The following is a 23,091-nucleotide window of genomic DNA, read 5'->3' on the forward strand; positions in this document are numbered from 1 at the left end:
CGCGTCAAGCGTATGCCGCCTCTGCAATGCGAATTTTCCAGAAGATTTGCAAAATAACGGGTGGAATATGACAAAGATTTATCGTGAGGCAGCCCTGGGCTGCACTTCGCTTTTTGTGATCGCGCTTGTGTTGCAGGCAACTCCGGCAGTCGCTGAAACCAACGCGAAGCCGGTGACGGCATGGGATGCCAGCCGAGAGACTGACGGCAGCGACATGGTCACGACGGGCGTGGCGCGGGGGCGCGATCGTCTGGACAGCGCCACGTCGACCAGTTCCCTGAAGGGTAATCAGATCGACACGCTGGCTCCGCGCTCGCTCGACGATCTGGTCCGCAACATCCCCGGTGTGCGCGTCGAAGGCGGCGTGGGCGACATCGGTAACAGCTACACCGTGCGCGGCCTGCCGCTCGTCAGCGCAGGCGCCAAATACCTCCAGTTCCAGGAAGACGGCCTGCCCGTGCTGGAATTTGGCGACTTCAACGGCATCGGTGCCGACGCGTTCATTCGCGCCGACCTCAATCTCGCTTCGGTCGAATCCATCCGTGGCGGCTCCGCCTCGACCTTCACGTCGAACGCGCCGGGGGGCATCATTAACCTTGTGTCCAAGACCGGCGAGGTCGAAGGCGGCTCCGTGCAGGTTTCGGCGGGGGTCAACTATGACAGCAATCGCGTCGACTTCGACTATGGCGGCCATCTGAGCGAGAGCTGGCGCTTCCACGTCGGCGGCTTCTATCGTCAGGGCGAAGGCTCGCGCAACACCGGCTACAACGCCACCGACGGCGGCCAGGTCAAATTCAACGTGACCAAGGAGTTCGAGGGCGGCCGCATCCGTTTCTACGGCAAGCTGCTCGACGACAAGACGCCCGTCTATAATGGCACTCCGATGGCCATTGGCGGGACGAACGCAAATCCAACCTATAGCGCGCTGGCGAATTACGACGCGGTCCAGGACTCAGCGATGTCGCGTAACATCACCGGCCTGACCACGACGGATGTCTCGGGCAACCCGACGAACCTCAACCTCCAGAGCGGCTATCGCGTCAAGTCGCAAAGCCTGGGCACCGAAGTGCAGTTCTCGGTCGGTGAGTGGAACTTCACCGAACGCTTCCGCTTTTCGGACATGTCGGGTTCCGCAGACACGTTCGACCCTCAGACCCAGATTACCGCCAGCTGCTTCCTGAGCACCGCTTGCCTCAATCTCACCGGTACCAACAGCACGATCACCTACGCATCGGGTCCCCTGGCAGGCACGGCCATCGATCCAGCCACGCGCCTGTCCCTGACGACGGTCGGCCACACGGACATCCACAGCCTGCGTAATGTGGTGAACGACTTCCGCACCAGCCGGGTCTGGGAAGTCGGCGGCGGCGACCTGACCACCACCGCCGGCGTGTACAAGTCCTTCCAGAAGCGCGACGTCGACTATTTCGGCGCGGTCATCATCCAGACGCTGGACGGCAACGGCAATTCCGCGCTGGTGAACGTGCAGCAGACGGGCGGCGCCTATAGCTATAAGAATGGTATTTTCGCCCATAACGATGCCGTCAATGGCCGTACGCGGATGAACCTGGACTATGACGTCCTCGCGCCCTACGCGTCGTTCAACTTCCACAAGGGCAAGATCGCGATCGGCGGCTCGATCCGCTATGACCGCGACAAGGTCACGGGTGTCGTAGCTCGGCCGTCCACCAGTGCGGCGGTCGATCTCGACCATGACGGTCAGATCAACCTGGCCGAACAGACGGTCTATATCGACGCGGGCACTTCAGGTTCGATCAATTACCGGAACGATTATGTCTCCTATTCGGGCGGCATCAATTATCGCATGTCCGACTCCTTCGCCCTGTTCGCACGTCACAGCCTGGGTGGACGCGCCGACGCCAACGAGGTTTCGCCGACGCATGATTATGTGCGCCAGACCGAAGCCGGCCTGAAGTATCGCAGCAACGGCCTCACGCTGAACCTGACGGGCTTCTATGCAACCACCCGCGGCACCTTCGCCCCGACCATCGCGGATACCTATGACGTCAAGAACGTCCGCGTGGTGTCTCGTTCCTACCGCACCTATGGTGCGGAGTTCGAAGGCGCTGTGCGCCGTGGGCCGTTCAGCATCACCGGCAGTGCGACGTTGACGGGCGGCGAGATCACGGCTTCCACGGCGCCCGCGCCGTCGTCGACGGGGGCTCCGTTCCTGCCGATCGGCACCACGCCGCGTCGTCAGCCCACGTTCCTCTACACGCTCACCCCGCAGTTCGATGTGGAGCGTGTGACGTTCGGCGCCAATGTGCAGGGCCAGACGTCCAGCTACGCTGGCGATGTCGACCAGCTGAAGATGCCAGGCTTCACCACCGTGGGTCTGTTCGCCCAGTATCGTCCGGTCGACCGGATCGCTCTCGGCGTGAATGTCTCCAACCTGTTCGACAAGACGGCGATCATCGCGGTCGGCACCGGGACGATCCCTTCCGCAGGCGTCGGCACGGTCCAGACCCTCTACGGCCGCCTGATCTCCGCCTCCGCGCGGTTCTTCTTCTGATAAAGACCCGGTCCGGCCACTCCGCACCCGGAAGTTGGCCGGACCGCAGTGGGCGGTTCCTGGGAACGCCCAGTTCGTGGCGAGCAAAAAGCCCACTCGAACGGCGACAAGTGGCTCACACGGCCGGCCTCCTGTGCGGACGTGCGGGGAGCAGCAGAATCCCTCACTGAACGACTGAACGATCTTGCGCTTTCCCAGCATCAAGAGATCGGGATCAATTGCTACTTTGACGATCACCGAAGAACGGGCAATGACCTAGTGAAGGCATGGCGGGACAACATCGCGAAACTGGATCGATAATAGAACGACGCCCTGTTCGGTGGCTATATCGAACCCTATCCCAATGGATTCCCTCCGCGCAATATTGCGTCAGCGACAATCTAAGGGCTGCCTGCGTAACCTCTTGTCGGGCCGCGTCCGAATCGGGCAGATCGCTTCCCTCAGGCTCTTCGACGCAAAGCCCAGGAGTTCGCTGATGAAAATAGTAGCGTGCCATTCTCCTGTCGGGGAACAACCACCCGGTGTGCAGCAATCGCATCCGCGCTTGGTGCACCCGCGATCACCCCATGTTTTCTGTTCCGTTGCTCCTCAACCCCGATAAAGGACATTGCGACCTGAAAGGTGACCGATGACGATGTCCAAGACCCACGGTCAAGCTCGCCCAGAAGCACGGCGGGCGGTGGGCTTCCTCTTTGGACTTTGCACAACGGTGCCTTTCAGACGGTTCAATAAGCGCGACGCCTTCCGGCGGAAGGGTCAGTCTCAACTGAGCGTTCTGGTCGAGTCTCATTTTTACTGGGTGTGCAATATCTGCGGCGGTGGTCAACTTGGCTATCTGCGCTTGCGTCAAATATTGCGGTGACCCCATTGCGCGCCAGGTGGGCATCGGCGACCCGCGTTCCTGATTGACAAAGCGAACATGGACCGCGCTGCCTGGCTTGAGCCCTCCAAATTTCAAATTGAAGGTTTAAGCGTTACCCACCACCCGCCGTTCGGCACTTGCCCCCGGAATGCCTGAAGCCTGCTGCCTCGGCGAGATTCCATATCAGAGCCGCAACCCCGCTCCCGCCACGACGCGTAGCTATCTCAGGCCCAATTGCCCGCACCCTTTCAGTCCCCAACGCATGAAGCAGCTTGTAGGTGTTGAAATTCGGCCTCGGTATACCGCGGAACAATGCAGGCCAACCGTTATCGCCTTCTTTTAATACGAAGTGGGGAACCCCCAATTCCTCATATGACCCAGTGGGACATAGCCTGAAGGTTGGGCAGACATTCCTTCACGACGTGGGCGATCATGGCAGGACTGTCGGAGGACCAGTCGGACAGCCAGAGCGGGCGTCCCTTAAACGCCGACGCCTCAATGCTCTGCCGCACCTTCGCGATCGTCTGGGGTATAGCGTCGTTTATATTGGAAGCACCGGCCTTTTCGTCGCCTGCATAGCTATGTGTAGCAAAAAAATCGACAGGGGCGTTATTCTGCCCGCAGTATAGCGCGAACTCATCAATCCAGGCGCCGCCTGATGTAGCAGGTCCGCCCACTTGCAAAGCAGGATCAATGGATTTTATGGCGACTGCCGTTGCCTTATACAGGTCAAAATATTGCTGTTGGTTCCTCGTCCAGAAAAATGGGAGATTGGGCTCGTTCCAGACTTCAAAGGGCCAGGTTCGGACGGTAGCGATGCCATACCTGGCAATGAGTGACGCACGAAGGGGGCGATAAAACTTCCCCAAGCATCGACTGACTTCGGCGGCGTTATACCGAATGCGGATAGGCGTTGAAGCGGGACCCCGTCATTTTGATAGGGAAATCAACGGGAACGCTCGATATTATGACGTTTGAGGGGTCCGATCGGCGCTGATCGGGACCCCTGAGAATCTCTATTCTGTCTTCGGCTACGACGAGATAGTCACGTTTGGGCGGAGTTTCCACGCCTGACCACACCCCATCACAGCAAAATCCAACTTTCGGTGGATCCTGCATTCAGGCTGGAAGGGCATTTGCCCGCGATGCGGCGGAGCCTCGATGTTTGCTTCCTGGCTTAAACTTACCGATAAGTGTCCAGCTTGCGGTATCGACTATCGATTTGCGGCACCCCACGCTGGGCCCGCATTCTTCTGGCTTTGCATCGTCGCGTTTCCGCTCATTTTCTTCGTCGTTTGGTTACAGCTTGTCTACGACGCGCCATTCTGGGTCCACTTGCTGACCTCGTTCCCTCTTCTCGCTCTGGGATGCGTTTTGCCGCTTCGTCCGTTGAAGGGCTGGCTCGTGGCGTCCCAGTACGTGAACAAGGCGCAAGAGGCGGGTACCGGAAAACTATGGGCAAAATTTGCGCGGCGACAGCGACGACTGACCGCACCGCTTTGCGGATCGTCCCTGGTTCCGTGACAGGCAATTCACGCTTGAGCTTGTGACCAGGTCCCTTCGAAATTCGCAATCGCGCGCAGGGAACAGGGCAAGGCCTACTGCGGTTGAACTATCCTGAGTGACGATGATCGACTGAGCATCGGCTCGTTCGAAACAACCTCAGGAGCTTCGCGATGACGACCTACATAGACAATGGCCTCGCTCCAGCGGCGGCACCATCAGGCGGCGCCTTGGCGCTGCGAGACCTCTCACCGCAGGATCATTCCGAAGGCATGCTGCCAAGCCTGCTCAAGCTCTGGTTCCTTCCCTTCCAGGCGTATCAGAACTGGGTTGAAGCGATGACATCGGCCTTTTCCACGGCGCCCAAGTTGAAGAACGCAGAAACCGCTCAATTGCCCGTCCCACCGGGGGAGCTGGCTGGCTCAGAGGAGCTTTATGCGTAGTTGCTTTCGCGACGACGCATTCGATCAGCCCGGCATAACGGGCGGTACTATGAGGAGAATTCATAATGGCTGCGACAAAGACAACCACGCGGAGTAAAACGAAAACGGGATCGAAGACGACACGCAAGACCGCTAGGGCAGCTGCCAAGCCGGCGGATGCTATCAAGCTTCTCAAGGATGACCATAAGGAGGTCAAGACCTGGTTCACCCAGTATGAGAAGCTCGAGGACGATGCCGAGAAACAGGAGCTCGCCAACAAGATCTGCCTGGCGCTGACCGTGCATACGCAGATCGAGGAGGAGATTTTCTATCCGGCGGCCCGCGAAGGCATTGATGATGACGATCTCCTGGACGAAGCGGAGGTGGAACATGCGTCGGCCAAGCAGCTCATCGCCGAAATCCAGGCGATGCAGGCAGGCGATCCCCTTTACGACGCCAAGGTCACTGTCCTCGGGGAATATGTGAACCACCATGTCGAGGAGGAGGAAAAGGAGATGTTCCCGGAGTGCCGGGATTCAGACCTTGACCTCAAGGCGCTGGGAGAACAGCTCGCGGCCCGCAAAGCCGAGCTCATGGCCAGCGCCGCCTGACAAGCATCGCAATCGTAGAGGGGCGTCAAGGCGATGCCCCTCTACGAATTACGCGGGAACTGCGCGCCGACGTGCAAGGTGTCGCGGGCGCGAGGCCATATAAAGATGGCAGGGTGGGACATTGCGCCATTCAAAGCTCTCCGACACCATGTGGAACCGCTCGTCCAGCAGCGGCCTGATAGCTTTACGCATCTGGTAAGCGAGGAAGTGGCCGTTAGTTGCCAACACACTCCAGCTCGCGTCCATGATCGCCCTGCCCTCCAGCCGACCGACATTGGAGAAGGGGAGGCCAGACAATATGCAGTCTGCTGAATCCAAGCCGCGCAGGCTCAGTATATTCTCCACGTCCTGCGCCGAACCAGCTACCGCGATCAGCCTCCTATCCCGGATCTGTCGCTCAAGGTTGCGCGTGAAATCCGGGCTGGTGTCGATCGCAACCAGCTTGGCGTGTGGTCCCAGGCGACGTAAGGCTTCTTCGGTAAATCGGCCCGTGCCTGGGCCATATTCGACGAAGACATCAATTTCCTTCCAAGGCACATCGGCAAGCATCTTGTCGATCATGCGGCGAGAAGCGGGAAAAGCCGATCCTACCATGGAAGGGTCGCGCAGGAATTCCTTCAACGAAACGCCGAAGGACCGAAGCTGATCTGCGATTTCACTTTTCGCGCTGTGCGTCTGCATTTTTCCTCCATTGCGCCAAGGTAAGTTTTGCGCTCGAGCTGGTCTCAGCGCTCATCGAATTCCGCATAGTTTCCAGCGCCCATTGGCCGCGCGCCTCGGCGTCCGAGGCGACACAGTCTTCGGGTATCCACAATGCATAATCGCGCATATGCGCATCGGCGGCTGTGAACAGGATGCAGATATCCGTAGCAACGCCCGTGAGGACCAGTTTTGAGGCGCCAAGCTTCGGAAGCAGCACGGGAAGGTTCGTGGCGTAGAAGCCCGAAAATTGCGGTTTGATGATGAAATAATCGGTGTCGTCCGGACGGAGCAGAGCAAGGGCGCGACTGTCCGCCTTTGCCTCCGCCATCTCGATCAGCTTCGACTTCTCCGAGTGCCATTCGCCGAAATTGTCGTTCACGTAGATCACCGGGTGCCCGGCATCGCGAGCTTGGGTCAGGAGCCCGGCGATCCGATCGGCCGCCCTCTCAGCACCGGGCTTGAGCTTCTCGGACCCCGGGAAATCGAAGCAGTTGATCATGTCTATAATGAGCAACGCCACGCCATCGGCGGCAGGATCGTCGTGATCCGACGTTCTGGGCTCTGCATCTCCTGGCATGCATCTCTCCCTTCTTGGCCTTGGGCTTCCATGAGCCAACGAAATCCTGTGACTGGAACGTCCAAACTTTCGTGTGCGTTGCGCATGTCGAGCGGGATTGGATAACAAAGATCAACAAGGTCGATCCCAATCAGAGCCGGCCGACGCTGGGCGGCCAGAAGCGCCCGATGCACGAGGATGAGATTCTCGATGCGTCCCTGAATGACTCGATGGATGCCTCCGACCCGCCTGCAATGTAAGCGGGGCCTGACGGCCGCCTTGCGCGGTGCCCATTCGCCGGGATGATTGCCACTCTTTGAGCGAGGTGGCGGGTGTCTGACGAGATCGAGGATTCAGCAAGCGAACGGGCGAGTAGTCATACGAGCGCTCGTATGAGTCGTCGGATGGAGGTCGTTAGCCGTGTGTCGGGCCGTCGGCGCTGGACTGTGGAACAGAAGCTGGCCGTATTACGGGATGCGTTCGGCCCCGACGGTTGCGTGCGGACGGCCTGTGAGCGCCATGATGAGCGCCCGCTTCTCGAAGCAGCTCGAGGGCGTCACGCATGAGCCCGGCAGCCCGAACGGCTTTCACGATCGGGAAGTCCTCTACACCGCTCTCGCACCCGATGATTTCATTTAGCACAATCACCATACATCTCAGTTCGACCGTCGGCCGCATTTTATCGGTCGAACGTTAACAAGGGCGGGGGGGCAAGTTCGCGCAAACCTTGTACTTTGGTACGGTTTTCATCGCTTCAGCACTGATTTGGATCAGTGACCGCCTCCCTCTCCCTCCGCAGAAGCTTTCTTTCCTCCATTTCGATCTGGACGGCCGTTTGCCAGCTTGACGGCGTGAGAAGAGACACACGCGCGTGCGACAAGCTCATTGTCCGAGATGGCCTGAGCATTCCGCGAACATGACGTGCCGGCTGGCCGACATGAACCTCTCCTCACATTTTTCGTCTTGGCTTTTTATAAAAGCGAGCCCGCGGTTACAACCTTCCTGACGCTCGTTCATCGTGAGCAGGCAGTGGCAATGGGGTAGGGCGAAGGCTGCGGTCAGGGTCGTTCGATGATCTCGCGGATACGGTGAGCGAAGACATTCATCGAAAACGGCTTGGTCAGCAGATGTGCGCCATTTCCAAGCTCTCCCTGTCCAGGGGCTTCGTTCTGGGCGTAGCCGGTGATGAACAGCACCTTGAGGTCGGGACGAATCCGTCGGGCCCTCTCGGCGACTTGTCTGCCGTTCAATTTGCCGGGCAAGCCCACGTCGGTGATGAGCAGGTCTATGCGGGCATTGGAGTCCAGCACCCTCAGCCCTGCTGCGCCGTCGGGTGCTTCAATAACGGCATAGCCAGCGTCTCCCAGAACTTCAGCGACGAGCATTCGGATCGCGGGTTCGTCGTCTATCACCAGAACGACCTCGTCCTGTCCTGCCCGCACGACTGGGAAGGAGGGCTGGGCGTCGTCTTCAATGGCAGCATCACCGGAGTGCCGGGGCAGATAGAGGCACATCGTAGTACCATGCCCCACCTCTGAGCGTATCTCGACCTGTCCACCGGACTGGCGTGCGAAACCGTAGATCATTGAAAGCCCGAGGCCTGTCCCTTCACCTATTGGTTTCGTTGTGAAAAACGGCTCGAACACCCTATCGATGACATCGGGAGCCATGCCCGTGCCGGTGTCGGTAACGCAAAGCGCGACATACTCCTGCGGCGGCAGATCCAGCTGTTCAGCATGATGTCCACCGAGCGCCATGTTTTTGGTCTCGATGGTGAGCTTACCGCCCTCGGGCATAGCGTCGCGAGCGTTGATACATAAGTTCATGACCGCGTTCTCTAGCTGATGGGGGTCGATAAGTACCGGCCAGACGTCAGCTCCGCGTACCACTTCGACAAGTACGCTAGGGCCAACGATGCGACGAATCAACTCCTCAAGGCCAGTCAGCAGTCGGTTGACCCCCGTTGGTTTCGGATCGAGAGTTTGCCGTCGCGAAAAGGCGAGAAGCCGGTGCGTAAGCGCCGCGGCCCTCTTCACTGACCCCATGGCTAGCGCAAAATATCGGTCGAATTCCTCCATCTTCCCCTTTGCTATACGCATCTGCATCATCTCGAGGCTGCCGCTGATGCCGGCCAGGAGATTGTTGAAATCATGCGCGAGCCCGCCGGTCAGTTGCCCGACCGCCTCCATCTTTTGCGATTGCCGAAGCTGCTCCTCCATCGCCCGTTTCTCGGTCAGATCGCGCGTGACTTTAGCAAAACCGATGATCTCTCCGGCCTCATTGCGGATCGCGTCGATAACGACGCTGGCCCAGAAACGTGATCCGTCTTTGCAGACCCGCCAGCCCTCGGCCTCGAAGCGTCCATCCCGCCGTGCGGTTTCCAACGCTTTCTGAGGGACTTCAGCATCGCGATCTTCGTCCGTATAGAACCGGGAGAAATGCTCGCCTAGTATTTCATTCTGGGCATAGCCCTTGAAGCGTTCGGCCCCGGCATTCCAGCTGCTTACCCGGCCATCGGGATCGAGCATATAAATGGCATAATCCGTGACGCTCTGGACAAGCAGCCGAAAACGCTCCTCGCTTCGGCGCAATTCATCCTCCGCCCTCCTCCGCTCCGTCAGATCGCGGGTCACCTTGGCAAAGCCGATGTGGGTACCGGCAGAATCGTAAATGGGATCGATGACGACGTTGGCCCAAAAGTGGCCTCCATCCTCGCGGACGCGCCAGCCCTCCGCTTCGAAGCGGCCCTCGCGTTTGGCCGTTTCGAGTGCGATTCCTGGGATGTCCTGCGCGCGCGCTTCATCCGTGTAGAAGCGTGAAAAATGCTGCCCTATAATCTCGTTGGCTTCATAACCTTTGAAACGGCGTGCGCCAGCGTTCCAGCTCATGACATGACCGTTAAGGTCGAGCATATAGATAGCGTAGTCCGTGACGCTTTGGACAAGGAGTTCAAACCTGTCGGCCGTCACGATGGACTGGTCGGGCTTTGCCATGGCTCCCCTCCTAAACTCTTATTTTAATTGCGGAACGCAATTTTCGATTAGCGGTTCCCGAATGGAAGTACCATCTCGCAGGGCTCGTGGTGGCGGTGAGGAATCGCGTGTGCGACCTCCGATTTTGCTAAGGAACGCGTGGTTCGAGCACCTCTGCACGGTCCTTGTAAAGACGCCGTCGGGCTCTCGGAAGCTTCACACGCCCTGCATGAGGGCATGCCGCGCTCCGCCTGGGACAGGATCGATCTCGATAGATATTTGCTTCTATAATCGGATGAATGGCGAGCGCCTACACCAGAGGACCGCGACGATATGTCTACCATGGAACCTCGCGCATCGGACCTAGGACCCGGGGCCAGGCCATCGATGGAGCTTTCGGTTTCGGTCGACAAGCACAAGAATCGCCTGACGGTGGTTGGGCGCGGCTTATGGTCATTGAAATATGTGACAGACCATTTCCGGGAATTCGAGGCAGCGCTATTCAAGGCACGAAGCGCACAGCGAGCATCGACAACGCTCGTTGACCTTCGCGAGGCAGCGGTACAATCGCCAGAGGTTGCAGCATATGTTCATGGCAAGATCGTTGAAATCTACTGCCCGCCAGAGCGGGCCGTGCTGGTCGTCAATTCACAGCTCGTGAAAATGCAGATGGGGCGCGGATTGGATCCCGCGACCCATGCAGTGTTTTTGACGCTGGAAGAAGCCGAAGGCTGGCTCAACTCGCTTGAACGCTAACTCCACAGCCGCCTTTCTTCCGATCGGACATCGGCTTCGGCGGAACCCAAGCGCTCTTTTCGAAGACTAGCCGGTGCTGCATGCGACGCTTCCGAACGTGGAAAACCGGCGGCGCCCTTCGCACACTTGGCATACCCGTCGTTTTCGCGGCTTGCGTACGAGAACAATTTTTTCAGATCCGAAGCGGGCACACTGCATTCCGGTCTAAGGGAAAAGGGCACTGCCCCGGCCTAGGCCGATTAGGGGAGGGGGGAGCGTTTTTGATATTCACGAGGAGCTGCAGGATGAGCAGCTGGAATTTCACTATCCGGGGTGGCACAGCGCAGAGCCGGGAGGCGGTGGGGGCGTGCCTCACTCACGAGACTAGGACAGGATTCGGGGGAGCATTTTCCTAACTTCCCGACAGGTTTTTAATCTCGCTCAATTCGGGGTCGCACAATCCTGGTTGATCCGCGCAGCAACCGTCAACCAGATACGCAGTCAGTGCCCGCAGGCGTGTGAGGTTCGCGCTGTAGAATATGTTTTTGCCGGAGCGCACGCCCCGTATCAGTGCAGCGCGGCTGAGCACTGCGAGGTGCGACGACATAGTATTCCGAGGAATATTCAATGCCGCTGCCACATCCCCTGCTGCAATCGGTTTATCGGTGCGCACCAGAAGGCGAAAAACCTCCAGGCGCGTGGGCTGTCCCAGCGCAGCGAGGATAAGAACCGCTTGTTCAGTTTCCATAATTCTCCCTAGCCGCCGATGGCTGCCTGAATCAACGCTAATGCGTTCAATTATCACAGAGGGCTTTTATGGATATGCGTCGATAAGTCTGGAACTGACGGTCTGATCTAACGTTTTTGCGCAATACATGTTGCTCCATGCGTCGTGTAGCGCTCAAGGGAATCGCAGATCGCCATGGCCGAACAATTTCCCGGTTTAGCCCGCGTGCTTGTCGTCGAAGACAACGCAATGATCGCAACGGTCTTAACCGATATGTTTGAGATGATAGGCGTCCAAACAGTCAAAACAGCAACCTCGATTGGCGAGGCATCTCAGTTGCTTGAGAGTTGCGATTTTGATTTGGCAGTTGTTGACATCAAACTCGGCGAGGAAAACGGTTTGATGGTGGCTAACCAGTGTTCGGAGCGGAAAATGCCGGTGATCATCTCTACTGGATACTCCGATCTTGCATTGCCTGTCGCCTATTCGTCCGAGCAGTTGTTGGCTAAGCCTTACAGCATGAAGGACTTGTATAAAACCTTAGCGAAGGTTTTTCGAAGCAAACCCATGGCAATTCCATGACGGAATTCCACTGAGATAATGCAGCGAAAATCACCCGGATCTTACTTGCAGTAACAGTTTTAATAGGAGGATCGAATGGGACTTATTCTTTGGCTTGTGATCGGCGGCGTCGTCGGATGGCTCGCTAGCATGATTATGCGTACCGATGCCCAGCAGGGCGTTTTCCTCAATATTGTGGTGGGGATTGTCGGCGCGTTTCTCGGAGGCCTCATCCTGTCCGGGGGCAGCATCAATAACAGCCCCCTCAATGTAACGAGTTTCCTTGTGTCCCTCGTGGGTGCTGTAGTCCTTTTGGCGATCGTCAACCTCGTTCGTCGCGGCTCAGTCCGCTAACTCAATATCAAAAGCAAAAGAGGAGGGTACCATGGTAGAAGTAAGGCGAGACACGTACGAGGACCGGACAGTAGTGCGCAAGAGCACGACTGGACGTAATGTCGCAATTATAGTGGTGCTCATCCTAGCGGTGGTCGCAATCCTGTTCGCGACCGGTTTCTGGAAGGCTGACGTATCCGGCGGCGATATGCCCGAAGTCAGCGTCAAAGGCGGCGACCTTCCTAAGGTCGATGTCGACTCCAAGGAAGTGGTTGTCGGAACAAAGAAGCAGGAAATCGATGTGCCCGTTGTCGGCGTGAAGGACAACGGCGAGGAATAACTCTCGGGGATGGCTCAGTGTGTCAGCACGGGGGCCATCCTTTGTCTTGGCGAACCGTGTTTGGATATTCCACGTACCTAGATGGGACGGCTTCCTGCGGCGAGCTGTCGGTTCTTTCCGGCCCTCCTCACCCAAGTGGGGCCGCGGGCAAGTCTGTAAATTGCCCGTGGGATTTGGGAAGGAACCGTCGTCGTGGGTTTTCGAACCATATCCGAGAGGTAGTGCGCGATCCCGCGCCGCTAAGAGTCGGATTCGAAACTATTTCGTTTCCTGACAGGCCCTTGCGGCCCGCCGAATGAATGCCTGCACTGAGGCTGCGAAGAGCCACGCAGTGGCGGATGCAATGGTCTGCTCGAAATCCTTGGCCAGACGGCGGTTACGGTTGAGCCAAGCGATAGTGCGTTCGACGACCCATCTGCGCGGTAAGACTTCGAAGCCATTTGCTGCGTCCGAGCGCTTTATGATCGCGATCGTCCATTTGCCCAGCGGTCGCAACGCATCCTTGAGTTTCTGGCCCGCATAGAGGAATGCGCTGAAGACGGGGCGGCGCTTGCGGTTTGGCATGGGCTTGATGTTGGCCCAGACGCCGCGAGCGGCCATCTCGACCCGGAGCGCGTCACTGTCGTAGGCGCGGTCGGCGAGCAGCACGTCACCATCCCCCAGAGTGTCGAGCATGTCGGCAGCGCTACGGCCGCCGTGCGCCTGGCCGGCCGTGAGCTTAAGTGCGATCGGCAAGCCGTTGGCATCGACCAATGCGTGGATTTTGGTCGTCAGGCCACCGCGCGAACGGCCCATGCAACCGGGTCCCCCTTTTTATCGCCATTGGCGCCATGTTGGTGAACCCGGATCGAGGAGCTGTCGATCATCTGAACATCGCCCTCGTAAGCCGCTGAGACTGCTTCCAATATCCGCGCCCAATGTCCTGCCCGGCGCCAGCGGTTGAAGCGGTTCACGCATGTCGTAATGCGGGCCGTATCGTGCAGGAATATCGGCCTAGGGAGCGCCCGTCCGCAGCCGCCAGAATATACCGTTGAGTACCCGGCGGTCATCGACACGCGGCACCCCTCGCACGTTCGTCGGCAGCAGCGGCTCGATCACCGACCACTCGAAATCCGTCAAATCGAACCGCGCCATATCAATCCCCTTCTCGGAGAATGAATCAGATCGCCGCCGCTTTGGGAATCCTGTTTATGGGTACGTGACCTAAGGCCGTTGTCCTTAGGACAGCGACGGTTCGGGGCGGCGAAGCAGTTGTCCTATCTGGCGGATGAGCTCACTCGCGGGATACGGCTTTGGGATAAACTTGCCTCTGGCCGGGATCTCGTCGTTCCTCAAGCGGCAATGTCCCGACGTGATAAGCAGGCGGACGTCAGGCCACCGCTCATGGACGATTGCGGCCAGGCCGAGCCCGTCCATTGCTCCCGGCATCCGGACGTCAGTGAATATGAGAGCGATCCCGGGGTTTGCCTTGATGATGTTTAGCGCCTCATCTGCTGTCGCTGCCTCGATGACCTGGTAGCCCGCTTCCTCTAGTATATCTGCCCCAATTTGTCGGATCATCGCCTCATCTTCAACGATCATGATGGTGGCGGTTTCTGCCGACATTCTGCGATCTCCTTATCACCTTGAAACGGTGCGCCGCAGCCTTCGTTCCTGCCAAGTGGCTGACAATTCGAACAAAAGGTGTTTTCGCGCTATTGTTGAGAAAAATTGATCGGGCGACCGGGACCTGTACTGAAGCCCTGAAGCCCGCGCTCAGGTTCAATGACGTGAACCGCAAGCGCTGCGCGGTCGTTGGAAGGCTTGCGGATACCTGTATGGCCTCGCCCGCTTGTCACCGCAGAAGGGGATATAGGCCACTGCTATTTTTGGGGCGCGCACCATCAGCAAAGAACGGATAGCAAAGAGACCGGATTCACCATCGAGCAGGGGCAGGGGCGGGCCCGCTGCCGCGCCAATCCTCAAAGATCGTCCCAAGGGGCTCGGGTAGCTCGGCCTCGAACCTGACGTCCAGAGGGTAATGCGGCATGGCCTGCGCAATCGCATCGAGCAGAGCTAAGCCTTGCTGCCGGTCCTTAGGTCGCTTCTGGGGGTTGCGCTTGTTCTGATTGGCCATCCACAGTTTATGAAGAGCAAACCATCGTGGGTCGGGTGCCACGATCCTCGCTGGCGAACCGTCACGGCATCCGACGACTTGGTTGACGTATCGACCGTGCAGCAACCATTCCTGCTCGGGCAACGGCACAGGCTTTGGCTGATCCTTGCTACCGAGCGTCGCGGCCCGGGACGGGGCGACGAGGAGCTCGACCTCATAGGCTTTGGCGTTGCGAGCCTGGAAATCCCGCTCGCTGTTGACGGTGAACGTCGAATCCACCGCTTTGAGCATGTCCCACACTTGTCGGCCCGTTTCATCGGGCGTCTCTGCCACCCAGGCCAAATCAAAGTCCTCCGTCTCGTCGGGAAGCACAATGAAGCCATTCGCCTCGATCATATAGGCTGCAATAGCGTTCGTTCCGACGACGAGCAGCCGAGAGCCTAGGAGATTGCGGCGGTCGCATTCGCGCAGGATTGGGCCGGCGTCGCTGGACAGCAGCGGAAGGCGAAGTGCGCGGTAAAGGGCGGCACTCTCTGCCAACGCACTGCGGAGCAGGGCAATCTGGCTCTTGAGCGCCTGTTTTTGAGTGTGGTACGCCTCCAACTCCGCCAATCGCTCCGCCGTTAGTCGACCCAAGCTTTGGCCGTTTCCGCTGCGGTCGAAAATGCGATAGAGATACTCGTGACCAGATACCGTCTTACGCCGCAAGTCATAGGGCAGACTGGCTTGCTGCTGCTCAGCGACCAGCCAGACCTCATAGCGCTGGCGCAGATTGACGAGCAGGCGGGCCTGTTCGTCGGTAAAGGTGCGGAGGACGGCCATGCTGGGTTATCCCACAACTTCTCATTTTTGTCAAAATGTGGGATAAACCCGATAACATTTATTATGTTAAATTAGCCATATAATTATCTATACTTTTAGTGGACCTCTGCACGGCACCCGCAGCGGCGGCGGACTTCATCGGCGCCAGGGCGTCATTCCGCCCTCAGCCGGAACCGAGCCCATTTAGGCTGCCATCGCGGGACCGCCGCTCTTCTCAGAGAGCCGGCTTTGCAGGAAGGCGAGGACTACCGCTTCTTCGGGCCGGAGCTGGGTGAGATCGTCGCGCAGCTCAACCTCGACGGCCGCCAGCGCTTCCTGAGTCAACGATTGGCCGAGGTAGCTGTCGATTACTTCCGGATGGACGTAACATTTGCGGCAGATCGTCGGCGTATTTCCGAGACGCCCCGAGACGGCCTCAATCGCGGCGCGGATGTTGCGCTTGGCAGCGGCGTCGCTGTCGAACTTCTCATATTCGGCCAGCGCCATGGCGGCGAGGACCGTGCCGTTCCAAGTGCGGAAGTCCTTGGCGGTGATCTCCGCGCCCGAGATTTCCTTCAGGTAGCCATTGATGTCGCCCGAGGTGACCTCGCGCTGCACGCCCTCGTCGTCGAAGTATTGGAACAGGTGCTGGCCCGGAAGGTCCTGGCTCGCCTTGACGATCCGCGCGACGCGACGATCCTTGATCTTCAAGCTCCAGAGCTTGCCGCTCTTGCCCTTGAACTGGAACCGCAGCTCGGCGCCGTTGACCTCCACATGCTGGTCCCTGAGCGTGGTGAGCCCGTAGCTCTTGTTCTGCTTGGCATAGTCCGAATTGCCGACGCGAATCATTGTCGTCTCGAGGAGATGGACGATGGTGGCGAGGACCTTTTCGCGCGGCAGGCCGCGCAGGCGCATGTGCGCATCGACCTGCTCGCGGATGGACGGAAGCGCCTGCGCGAACTCGAGCATGTGATCATATTTGGTGCTGTCGCGCACTTCGCGGAACTTGGCGTGATAGCGATACTGCTTGCGGCCTTTGGCGTCGCGCCCGGTCGCCTGGATGTGGCCGTTGGCGTGCCGGCAGATCCAGACGTCGGTGTAGGCGGGCGGGATCGCGAGCTTGCGAATGCGCTCGAGTGCCTTGCCGTCGGTGACAGGCTCGCCGTTCGGCAGCAGATAGCGGAAGCCCTTCCCGCGCTTCTGCCGGCGGATACCGGGCTGATCGTCGCTGACGTAGCGCAGCCCTGCTACCTCCGCCGCTTCTCGCGGGTCGACGATGGCGCCGGTGGTGCTCTGGTCGTCGGATGTCTCGACAGTCGCAAGCATGGCGGTGATCAGTATTTGGCCGGAGGATCGCTGGCCGGGAAGCTTTCGTCGCTGGCTTCGTCGACCGCATCCCAGTTCGGCGGATCGCTGCGCATGCCTTCGGGACCGGCGCTGCGAACTTCGGTGACGCCGGTTCCTGTCGCTTCGCCAGCCGCCAGCGCCGCCGGCTCTGCCGTCGGAGGTTTACGGGTGAACACCTTGAGCAGGCCGTACCCCGCGGCGGCCGTGGCAATCAGTCTGAAGAGTCCCATGTGAATTTCTCCAAGGTGTACAGCGTGAACTCGCCACCCGCCAATTGGTTCGTCCGCTGCGGACATCGCGATAACGGTGAGCCCTCGGACCGAGGCGTGGGCTTCGCGCGGCGTTGCTGCCCGCGATCTACGTTGACGACTTTCCCTGGTCGACGACGGAAATACGGGACCGAAGCCGACGATGCGTTGATCGCAGCAAAGAGGAGCGAGCGGCATCCGCGTCTGGCGGAACAACAGTCTCACGATCGTGCTCCTGATACTCTTCGGCATCAGCATCGTCGGCCAGTTGTTGACCAGCTGGCACGTTACCCTTGAAGATGCTCAGCGTCATAGCCGGGCGGCGATGGGTCTCGGCACCTATCCGAAGTTTACGACCTCAATGATTTTTTGAGCGTCATTACAGAGTCTTGAAAGCCGCTTACAGCTTCCCCAACTGCCCGCCAAGGAGGGCGATAAGCCCTTCCGCCTGAAGAAAGGAGGCTATATGTTCGATCAAATTGACGCTGCTTATTATCTCCAGAAGGCGGAGTTTGCCAGGGACCGGGCAGCGAGCGCGCCTGATCCCAAGATTGCTGAAGCTCTCCTTCGCAGGGCGGGCTTCTATGAGGAGCAGGCACGTCGTCATGGTGCGCAGCTGAAGGCCGCCTGATCCAGGGCCGCGCCCCCGCCGATCCGCCCCCTGCACTCGGCACAGACCAGGTCGCGCGACAGGGGGCATCTGCCCGTCGGCCGCCAACCACCCGCGGGGGCGAAGCGTCCCACCTTTCCTTGTTCTATTGATTTCCTCGGGATCGCGCCGACAGGGCGGCGGCGCCACCTCCCAGCCCGAAGAGGACGAGGCTCGCTACGGCGGCGGCCAAAGGAATCATCCCGGCCATCTCGTCGAACGCGCGCCTTCCAGCCACCGTGGCAAGGCCCCAATATGCGAAAACTGCACAGGCCGCTGCTGCGGCTACAAGCACCGCCGAGGCCGTGCGCCATCGGGCGGTCGACCGACCCTTAGTCATCGCCCGCCCCGGCGTTTTCCAGATCAAACTCCAGTTCTCCACCATTACGGTGCATGAGAAGGCGGCCCGGCTGCACTTCCAGCACGATGTCTGCCATATCAAGGATCCCAAGATCGTTGGGGATCAGCACGAAAGTCAGGGCATTGCCGACGGCAGTATCGATTGCAAAGCGCGCAGATTGCAGACCGTAGATCGGCACGAAGAATTGGACCCAGCGAGGCACCCTTCCCTCCTCTGCGGCCAATGACCAACCATAATCCTGCGTGTAGCCTTCCACTGGTTCGCCGGTGTCAAACCCGACCTTCAGGTCCACTGCGGCGATACCCCTGCCCTCAGGGCTCACGACGTGGAGGATCAAAGGGGCGCCGTCTGATTTGGCGACCGAACCAGCGGCAAAAATAGCAGCGATCGGCTTTGGGATAGTTTCCAGCCTGATGAGTTTACCTTCCCGCCTCCACTTGCCGGCGGCTTGCTCATCCAGCGAACCCATGGACAGGAAATAGAGGAAGCTGCCGTCACGCTTCAGCACGAGCGCCGACGCCATGTCATGCTCATGCGCTCTATAGCGGCCTACGGGCGATTGCGCGGCTGCGGGAAGAGCAAAAAGCAGCGATGCAATGAGCCCAGGATTTAACGGTCGCATATCCGTCCCCCGATCTGCACCATCAAGCACTTGAGCGCCCCCCTGTGCACGGAGGGCGTGCCCTATGTTTGCTATACACTCTCACTAAGCGGTGCGGCCTGTGATCGGGAAAGGGCAAATGGCGATAAAGCCTCTCCATCGCAAAGGCCTGACCTTTGCAGCGCCCCGCTAGAAAATCCCGACCGCCCCCTCAAGCCAGATAACCGCGACAATGAGGAGGAGCGCAGCGCCGATGGCGACCCGCCGGTTTGGGTGCGTTGTCCATCGTGCCGCTACCTCGAAGATAACCCCAGCCCCTACCAGAAGGAGAGCAGCAACGAGAAAATCGAACCTAGTCCAATCCACTTCCGCGGTGAACTGCATCGCGACCGCGGGAGACAGAAGCACTGCCGCTATCGTCCCCCATAGGGCAGCCCGCCAGAAAGGCAGACGCGCTGTGCTGTGCTGCGCCGGAGTTTCCATGGCTCTTTGTTTCACGTCCCCGAAGCTGCGGCAACGCGTTCAATTCTCTGACCCATGATATATGAAAATGGCTGATCATATATGTCCGATCCGCTAGACGGGCGCTATGCGCTACTGTGTCCGCCTCGCCCCCTCCCCCATGGTCATCGATGAAGACGGCGGCGCAGTGAGGTTGTGCCGCATTCCCATGTTCTGGAAATCCTCTTTCCCGGCGAGACGATCGAGACCCCTCAGGGCCCCGTCAATGCGCTGGTCGGCAAAGGCATCGCGAAGATCTTTGTCGGCGAGGCCACGATCCCGGGCATGCCACTATGCTGAGCGACAGCTCGATTGATGAAACGCAGGCGGAGCAGCTGCTTACTACTCAAGCACCTCTTTAGGGTTGCCACGGGCGAGGTTCGTTTGGGGGATCCGCCTGTGACGGTCCTAAAGATAATGGAAACGCAGAGCGTCGCAATTACCCTGCGGGCGAAATATTGTGGGTAGTGCCTCTTCGCACTCGCGGTATAAAGGGCTGCGACCCGAATGGCTTCGTCGCTTCCCGCTTCAAGCCATAACACTGACCCTGTCATCCCCACGGTGACAGGGTCATTTTTACCTTGAAAAACCCGACGAGGAACACGCTCGCCGATGGGCAACTACGTCGCTGCCGATACGACCGCGACTGCCCGTTCGATATTGACCTGCTAAAGCCCGGTCGCAATCTTGAACAGCATCTGGTCTGTCTTGAGTTCGAAATAAATCTGACATCCGGCGCTACCGCAAAGTATCGACCATTCCCCGTCACAATGCTCAAGCTCCCGTCGGATTCCGCCGTCGTTGATCTCGATGTAGCCATGTGGGCCTCGATTAAAGGATAGTGCGGGAAGTCTGACATCGAACGGATAAACTGGCTTTGTGCCTCCCCGGCGGTCAGCAATCATTTTGTAAGAATAGTTTCATCTGAAAAAGACCCGATTATCGTTATGAATCATTATCTTGGATGATAATCGGGAAAGTGACGAAAGGGTAGAGCTGTCTCCATATGGCCCATGTGCGTTATGCGAACCCATCGGACCTCATAAGCCGCAACTCCCGCTGGCTACTGCCGACCGACACTCAGCCAGAGGTAGGCAGCGTTCTCAGAGGCAAAGAGCGAAGAGCCTTCCGGGCTCTTACCCCGCGCCTGCGCCTTGGCCGCGTTCCCGCTCACCAATATAGCAGTGCGATCGCCTGCCCGCAGATGCTTGCCAGTGACTTCCGTCAAGCTGCGTGCATCGTCCGGGCTAAACACCCGGTTGGCGCGATTGTCCCAGAGAAGGCGGACGCTGCCGTGCTCCCGCGCGGAGTGTAAGGCCTCGTTGAGCTCACGTAGCAGGTTGGGCACTTCAAAATCCTGCAGCGCCGGCGATATGCGGCAAGCGAGGACGCTTCGGGCCGTGTCGAAAGAGATGCTATACCCCGGCATTCTGGGCGCCTTTGCTGTCGCCGGACACTTGATCGAGCAGCCAGCGTTCTGCCTCCTCGGTGGTGGAGCAAAAATGTTGATGCCCGGTGAGCCGTTTGGCCTGCATTCTGGCAAGTGCCGACTGCATCACTATCGCGGAACAGTCCTGCTGCGCGACCGTATCCTGAATTTTCCCCGCCATGTGATCGAAGGATTCCTTGACCTGAACGGGGGAAGCTCCGGCATCAATAAGGTGCAGGGCCTTTCCATGCCTTGCCCGACTTCTTGCCAACATGGGTTCCAAATTTCTGAGGTGGGCGTCGAATTCCGCAGGCGAAGCCAGCCCTTGCGCGGTCCTCCGTATGATGCCCGTCCTCTCGTCATAATGCAGCGTCAGCATCAGGCGTTTCTCCCAGGGGTTATTCTATGCTGCCAGCTCGCTTTTGTCCCTGTGTGTGGGCTGACGGTGCTGTCGGCGTTTTCTAGCGCTCAACGTTCGATCACTGGCAACTGAAGCTGCGTTTGCGCCGCGACCGCCGCCTGGAGAGGAACCGGACTCATCCCCCTATCGGAGATGAGTCCTTCCGGTCCTTCGCCGGGTAGTCCTCGGGTTTAACGATGCCGACATTGGGCCGGTCCTCAACCTCAGCGGGCTTTTCGGCAGCGCCTGTGGTGGGATCATTAGTCTCCGAGTCAGGTCGAGCATCTCCGAGAGGGCCGCGGGCACCATCATTGCGAGAGATCTCCTCTCGTGAACGGCTCACGTTCTCATCGTCCTTCGCGCTATCGATCATGCTGGGTCTCCTATCGAAGCAGCAACGACGGGCATCCGACAGCGTTCCCGCATTAGGTTAGCCAAGGCGATCGAACGGAGTCAGCACCCGACGACAGGGCGAAGGTTTTTGGTTCTGTTTTCTGACACTTAACCGAAAGCATAGGGTCCGAGCCCATCGCTTGACCGCAGCCCGATTGACTCGCGTGCGGGAGGGAACAAAAGAAGAACATGATTCTACTGCGCACGCCTGGAAAGGAGGCCCGTCATGACACAGATAGGCCCGCGGCCTGCAATTTCAGCACTGCGCGAGAAGATCGCGCGCATCGAATCGGCAGACCGCCGATCTAACGGAGCGTTGCCGTTTGGCGTGGAGACTGTCGATCGGCGGTTGCCAGGTGGCGGCCTGGCGCTGGGGGCTCTGCACGAAATTGCTGGCGGATCCGGAGGAGCTGTAGACGCCGCCGCACCCGCGCTGTTCGCCGCGGGCATCGTCGCTCGACTGCCTGGCCAGATATTGTGGTGCATGACGGAGGCGGACTTATTCGCCCCTGCCCTCGCACAAGCTGGTCTGGACCCAGACCGTGTCATCTACTTTCATGCCGGGGACGAGGTTTCGCTGCTGACAGCATTCGAGGAAGGGCTGCGGCATGGCGGGCTTTCAGCGGTGGTGGCGGAAGTGAGGCGACTTTCGATGAAGGCATCCCGGCGCCTCCAGCTTGCCGCCGAAGCCAGCGGCACGGTCGCGATTGCGCTGCGAAGATGGAAGCGGCTCGCTGAAGCATCTGACTTCGGACAACCGACCGCATCTGCCACCCGATGGCGAGTAACCCCGGTCCCCTCCACTGCCCTCCCTGTCGCCGGCGTCGGCCGACACCGAAGGTCTCAACCTCAACATGGAAGACCGCCGGCTGCGGCTGACGCTGGAACTGGCGCAGGAACTGATGGGAACGCCGCGTCACCTTTCGCAGCATCCCGGCGGGTTCGTGCTGACGCGCGACCGGCTTGACGAACTGGTGCCGATCTCATGACCTGCGTCCAGATGGGCACCATTGAATTTCATGGCTGGGGCGCGCGGATCGAGGATGTCGAGAAGGCGGACCGGCTCGTATTCGACCTCGATCCCGATGAAGGGCTCGACTTCAAGGATGTGGTCTCCGCCGCCTTGCATGTGCAGGACGTGCTGGCGCAGATGCGCGAGATCACTGACGCAGCGGAGGTCGGCTATGCGACATTCTTCCGCCACTATACCGACAAGGAAGGGCTGTTGTACGATCTGGCGGCCGGGGAGATCGACAAGCTCCTCACCATGACACTGCCCCTGCTGTACACCGTCGAACCGCAGCCATCCACGCAAGCGCTGTGCGCCTATGTCTGGAGCAAGCGTGTTATCTGGTCGGCGCTGCTGACCGGCGGGGCAGCGAGTATCCTCAAGGATGAATTTAACCGGC

The 23,091-nt window shown here is 59.2% G+C and carries 23 protein-coding genes and 3 pseudogenes; 13 read left to right on the plus strand and 13 right to left on the minus strand.

Annotation, left to right across the window (positions count from 1 at the left end; genetic code table 11):
- The first annotated feature begins 67 nt into the window (after nt 1–67).
- Nucleotides 68–2,533, plus strand: coding sequence for a TonB-dependent receptor domain-containing protein (locus LWE61_RS16620; RefSeq protein ID WP_234151767.1), 2,466 nt, complete (start codon nt 68–70; stop codon nt 2,531–2,533).
- A gap of 214 nt (nt 2,534–2,747) precedes the next feature.
- Here LWE61_RS16620 and LWE61_RS20970 read toward each other — a convergent pair whose 3' ends face one another.
- Together LWE61_RS20970 and LWE61_RS16625 are read right to left on the minus strand one after the other, a co-directional pair.
- Nucleotides 2,748–3,071, minus strand: a complete 324-nt coding sequence (locus tag LWE61_RS20970) for a DUF6894 family protein (protein WP_407696253.1) — start codon at nt 3,069–3,071, stop codon at nt 2,748–2,750.
- A gap of 692 nt (nt 3,072–3,763) precedes the next feature.
- Nucleotides 3,764–4,264 carry a GH39 family glycosyl hydrolase gene (locus LWE61_RS16625; protein ID WP_234151768.1) on the minus strand — a complete coding sequence of 167 codons (501 nt, stop codon included), beginning with the start codon at nt 4,262–4,264 and terminating at the stop codon, nt 3,764–3,766.
- A 214-nt stretch (nt 4,265–4,478) separates the two neighbouring features.
- On the opposite strand from LWE61_RS16625, the gene LWE61_RS16630 reads away from it, so the two are divergent.
- The 3 genes from LWE61_RS16630 (at nt 4,479) to LWE61_RS16640 (ending at nt 5,931) form a co-directional block, all read left to right on the plus strand.
- Nucleotides 4,479–4,919: a DUF983 domain-containing protein gene (locus LWE61_RS16630; protein ID WP_234151804.1), complete on the plus strand. Its 441-nt coding sequence runs from the start codon at nt 4,479–4,481 to the stop codon at nt 4,917–4,919.
- A gap of 152 nt (nt 4,920–5,071) precedes the next feature.
- Nucleotides 5,072–5,341 carry a hypothetical protein gene (locus LWE61_RS16635; protein WP_234151769.1) on the plus strand — a complete coding sequence of 90 codons (270 nt, stop codon included), beginning with the start codon at nt 5,072–5,074 and terminating at the stop codon, nt 5,339–5,341.
- 65 nt (nt 5,342–5,406) lie between these two features.
- On the plus strand, nt 5,407–5,931 hold the full coding sequence (locus LWE61_RS16640; protein WP_234151770.1) for a hemerythrin domain-containing protein: 525 nt from the start codon (nt 5,407–5,409) through the stop codon (nt 5,929–5,931).
- 48 nt (nt 5,932–5,979) lie between these two features.
- Here LWE61_RS16640 and LWE61_RS16645 read toward each other — a convergent pair whose 3' ends face one another.
- From LWE61_RS16645 to LWE61_RS16655, 3 genes are all read right to left on the minus strand, one after another.
- The gene (locus LWE61_RS16645; RefSeq protein ID WP_234151771.1) at nt 5,980–6,612 is read right to left on the minus strand and encodes a class I SAM-dependent methyltransferase; all 633 of its coding nucleotides are present in this window, start codon (nt 6,610–6,612) and stop codon (nt 5,980–5,982) included.
- Complete coding sequence (locus LWE61_RS16650) at nt 6,587–7,210, minus strand: cysteine hydrolase family protein (RefSeq protein WP_234151772.1); 624 nt, start codon at nt 7,208–7,210, stop codon at nt 6,587–6,589. The genes LWE61_RS16645 and LWE61_RS16650 overlap by 26 nt, the downstream gene beginning before the upstream one ends.
- Nucleotides 7,211–8,247: 1,037 nt before the next feature.
- Nucleotides 8,248–10,182 carry a hybrid sensor histidine kinase/response regulator gene (locus LWE61_RS16655; protein ID WP_234151773.1) on the minus strand — a complete coding sequence of 645 codons (1,935 nt, stop codon included), beginning with the start codon at nt 10,180–10,182 and terminating at the stop codon, nt 8,248–8,250.
- A 366-nt stretch (nt 10,183–10,548) separates the two neighbouring features.
- Here LWE61_RS16655 and LWE61_RS16660 point away from each other — a divergent pair, with 366 nt between their 5' ends.
- Nucleotides 10,549–10,917, plus strand: a complete 369-nt coding sequence (locus LWE61_RS16660; protein ID WP_234151774.1) for a hypothetical protein — start codon at nt 10,549–10,551, stop codon at nt 10,915–10,917.
- 391 nt (nt 10,918–11,308) lie between these two features.
- On the opposite strand, the gene LWE61_RS16665 is transcribed toward LWE61_RS16660, so the two are convergent.
- Nucleotides 11,309–11,644, minus strand: a complete 336-nt coding sequence (locus LWE61_RS16665) for an ArsR/SmtB family transcription factor (RefSeq protein ID WP_234151775.1) — start codon at nt 11,642–11,644, stop codon at nt 11,309–11,311.
- A gap of 174 nt (nt 11,645–11,818) precedes the next feature.
- Between LWE61_RS16665 and LWE61_RS16670 the strand changes: the two genes are divergently transcribed.
- The 3 genes from LWE61_RS16670 (at nt 11,819) to LWE61_RS16680 (ending at nt 12,857) form a co-directional block, all read left to right on the plus strand.
- Nucleotides 11,819–12,205: a response regulator gene (locus LWE61_RS16670; RefSeq protein ID WP_234151776.1), complete on the plus strand. Its 387-nt coding sequence runs from the start codon at nt 11,819–11,821 to the stop codon at nt 12,203–12,205.
- Nucleotides 12,206–12,280: 75 nt separating this feature from the next.
- Nucleotides 12,281–12,538 carry a GlsB/YeaQ/YmgE family stress response membrane protein gene (locus LWE61_RS16675; protein ID WP_234151777.1) on the plus strand — a complete coding sequence of 86 codons (258 nt, stop codon included), beginning with the start codon at nt 12,281–12,283 and terminating at the stop codon, nt 12,536–12,538.
- Nucleotides 12,539–12,569: 31 nt separating this feature from the next.
- Nucleotides 12,570–12,857: a hypothetical protein gene (locus tag LWE61_RS16680; RefSeq protein WP_234151778.1), complete on the plus strand. Its 288-nt coding sequence runs from the start codon at nt 12,570–12,572 to the stop codon at nt 12,855–12,857.
- A 258-nt stretch (nt 12,858–13,115) separates the two neighbouring features.
- Here LWE61_RS16680 and LWE61_RS16685 read toward each other — a convergent pair.
- The 5 genes and pseudogenes from LWE61_RS16685 to LWE61_RS20975 all read right to left on the minus strand — a co-directional run bounded on the left by LWE61_RS16685 (nt 13,116) and on the right by LWE61_RS20975 (nt 17,573).
- Nucleotides 13,116–13,997: pseudogene (locus LWE61_RS16685) on the minus strand (IS5 family transposase).
- 78 nt (nt 13,998–14,075) lie between these two features.
- Nucleotides 14,076–14,462, minus strand: a complete 387-nt coding sequence (locus LWE61_RS16690; RefSeq protein WP_234151779.1) for a response regulator — start codon at nt 14,460–14,462, stop codon at nt 14,076–14,078.
- Between the two features lie 310 nt (nt 14,463–14,772).
- Nucleotides 14,773–15,774, minus strand: coding sequence for a GSU2403 family nucleotidyltransferase fold protein (locus LWE61_RS16695; protein WP_234151780.1), 1,002 nt, complete (start codon nt 15,772–15,774; stop codon nt 14,773–14,775).
- Nucleotides 15,775–15,957: 183 nt separating this feature from the next.
- A complete protein-coding gene (locus LWE61_RS16700; RefSeq protein WP_234151781.1) occupies nt 15,958–17,079 on the minus strand; it encodes a DNA topoisomerase IB in 1,122 nt (373 codons plus the stop codon).
- Between the two features lie 8 nt (nt 17,080–17,087).
- Entirely contained in the window at nt 17,088–17,573 is a 486-nt protein-coding gene (locus LWE61_RS20975) for a hypothetical protein (protein WP_407696254.1), read from the minus strand.
- 4 nt (nt 17,574–17,577) lie between these two features.
- Here LWE61_RS20975 and LWE61_RS20825 point away from each other — a divergent pair, with 4 nt between their 5' ends.
- Nucleotides 17,578–17,721 carry a hypothetical protein gene (locus LWE61_RS20825; RefSeq protein WP_326490658.1) on the plus strand — a complete coding sequence of 48 codons (144 nt, stop codon included), beginning with the start codon at nt 17,578–17,580 and terminating at the stop codon, nt 17,719–17,721.
- Nucleotides 17,722–17,814: 93 nt separating this feature from the next.
- A complete protein-coding gene (locus LWE61_RS16710; protein WP_234151782.1) occupies nt 17,815–17,979 on the plus strand; it encodes a hypothetical protein in 165 nt (54 codons plus the stop codon).
- Between the two features lie 350 nt (nt 17,980–18,329).
- Here the strand turns inward: LWE61_RS16710 and LWE61_RS16715 are convergent, their stop codons facing one another.
- A complete protein-coding gene (locus LWE61_RS16715) occupies nt 18,330–18,881 on the minus strand; it encodes a hypothetical protein (RefSeq protein ID WP_234151783.1) in 552 nt (183 codons plus the stop codon).
- A 735-nt stretch (nt 18,882–19,616) separates the two neighbouring features.
- Between LWE61_RS16715 and LWE61_RS16720 the strand changes: the two genes are divergently transcribed.
- A complete protein-coding gene (locus LWE61_RS16720) occupies nt 19,617–19,760 on the plus strand; it encodes a hypothetical protein (protein ID WP_234151784.1) in 144 nt (47 codons plus the stop codon).
- 1,115 nt (nt 19,761–20,875) lie between these two features.
- Here the strand turns inward: LWE61_RS16720 and LWE61_RS16725 are convergent.
- A complete protein-coding gene (locus tag LWE61_RS16725) occupies nt 20,876–21,268 on the minus strand; it encodes a hypothetical protein (protein ID WP_234151785.1) in 393 nt (130 codons plus the stop codon).
- A 1,256-nt stretch (nt 21,269–22,524) separates the two neighbouring features.
- On the opposite strand from LWE61_RS16725, the pseudogene LWE61_RS20830 reads away from it, so the two are divergent.
- Both LWE61_RS20830 and ligD read left to right on the plus strand, forming a co-directional pair.
- A pseudogene (locus tag LWE61_RS20830) lies at nt 22,525–22,665 on the plus strand (hypothetical protein); the annotation flags it as partial.
- Nucleotides 22,653–22,835 (plus strand): annotated as a pseudogene (gene ligD / locus LWE61_RS20835) (non-homologous end-joining DNA ligase LigD); the annotation flags it as partial. The pseudogenes LWE61_RS20830 and ligD, both read left to right, overlap by 13 nt.
- Nucleotides 22,836–23,091: the final 256 nt, after the last annotated feature.

The sequence above is a fragment of the Sphingobium sufflavum genome, assembly GCF_021403115.1.
Classification (GTDB): Bacteria; Pseudomonadota; Alphaproteobacteria; order Sphingomonadales; family Sphingomonadaceae; genus Sphingobium; species Sphingobium sufflavum.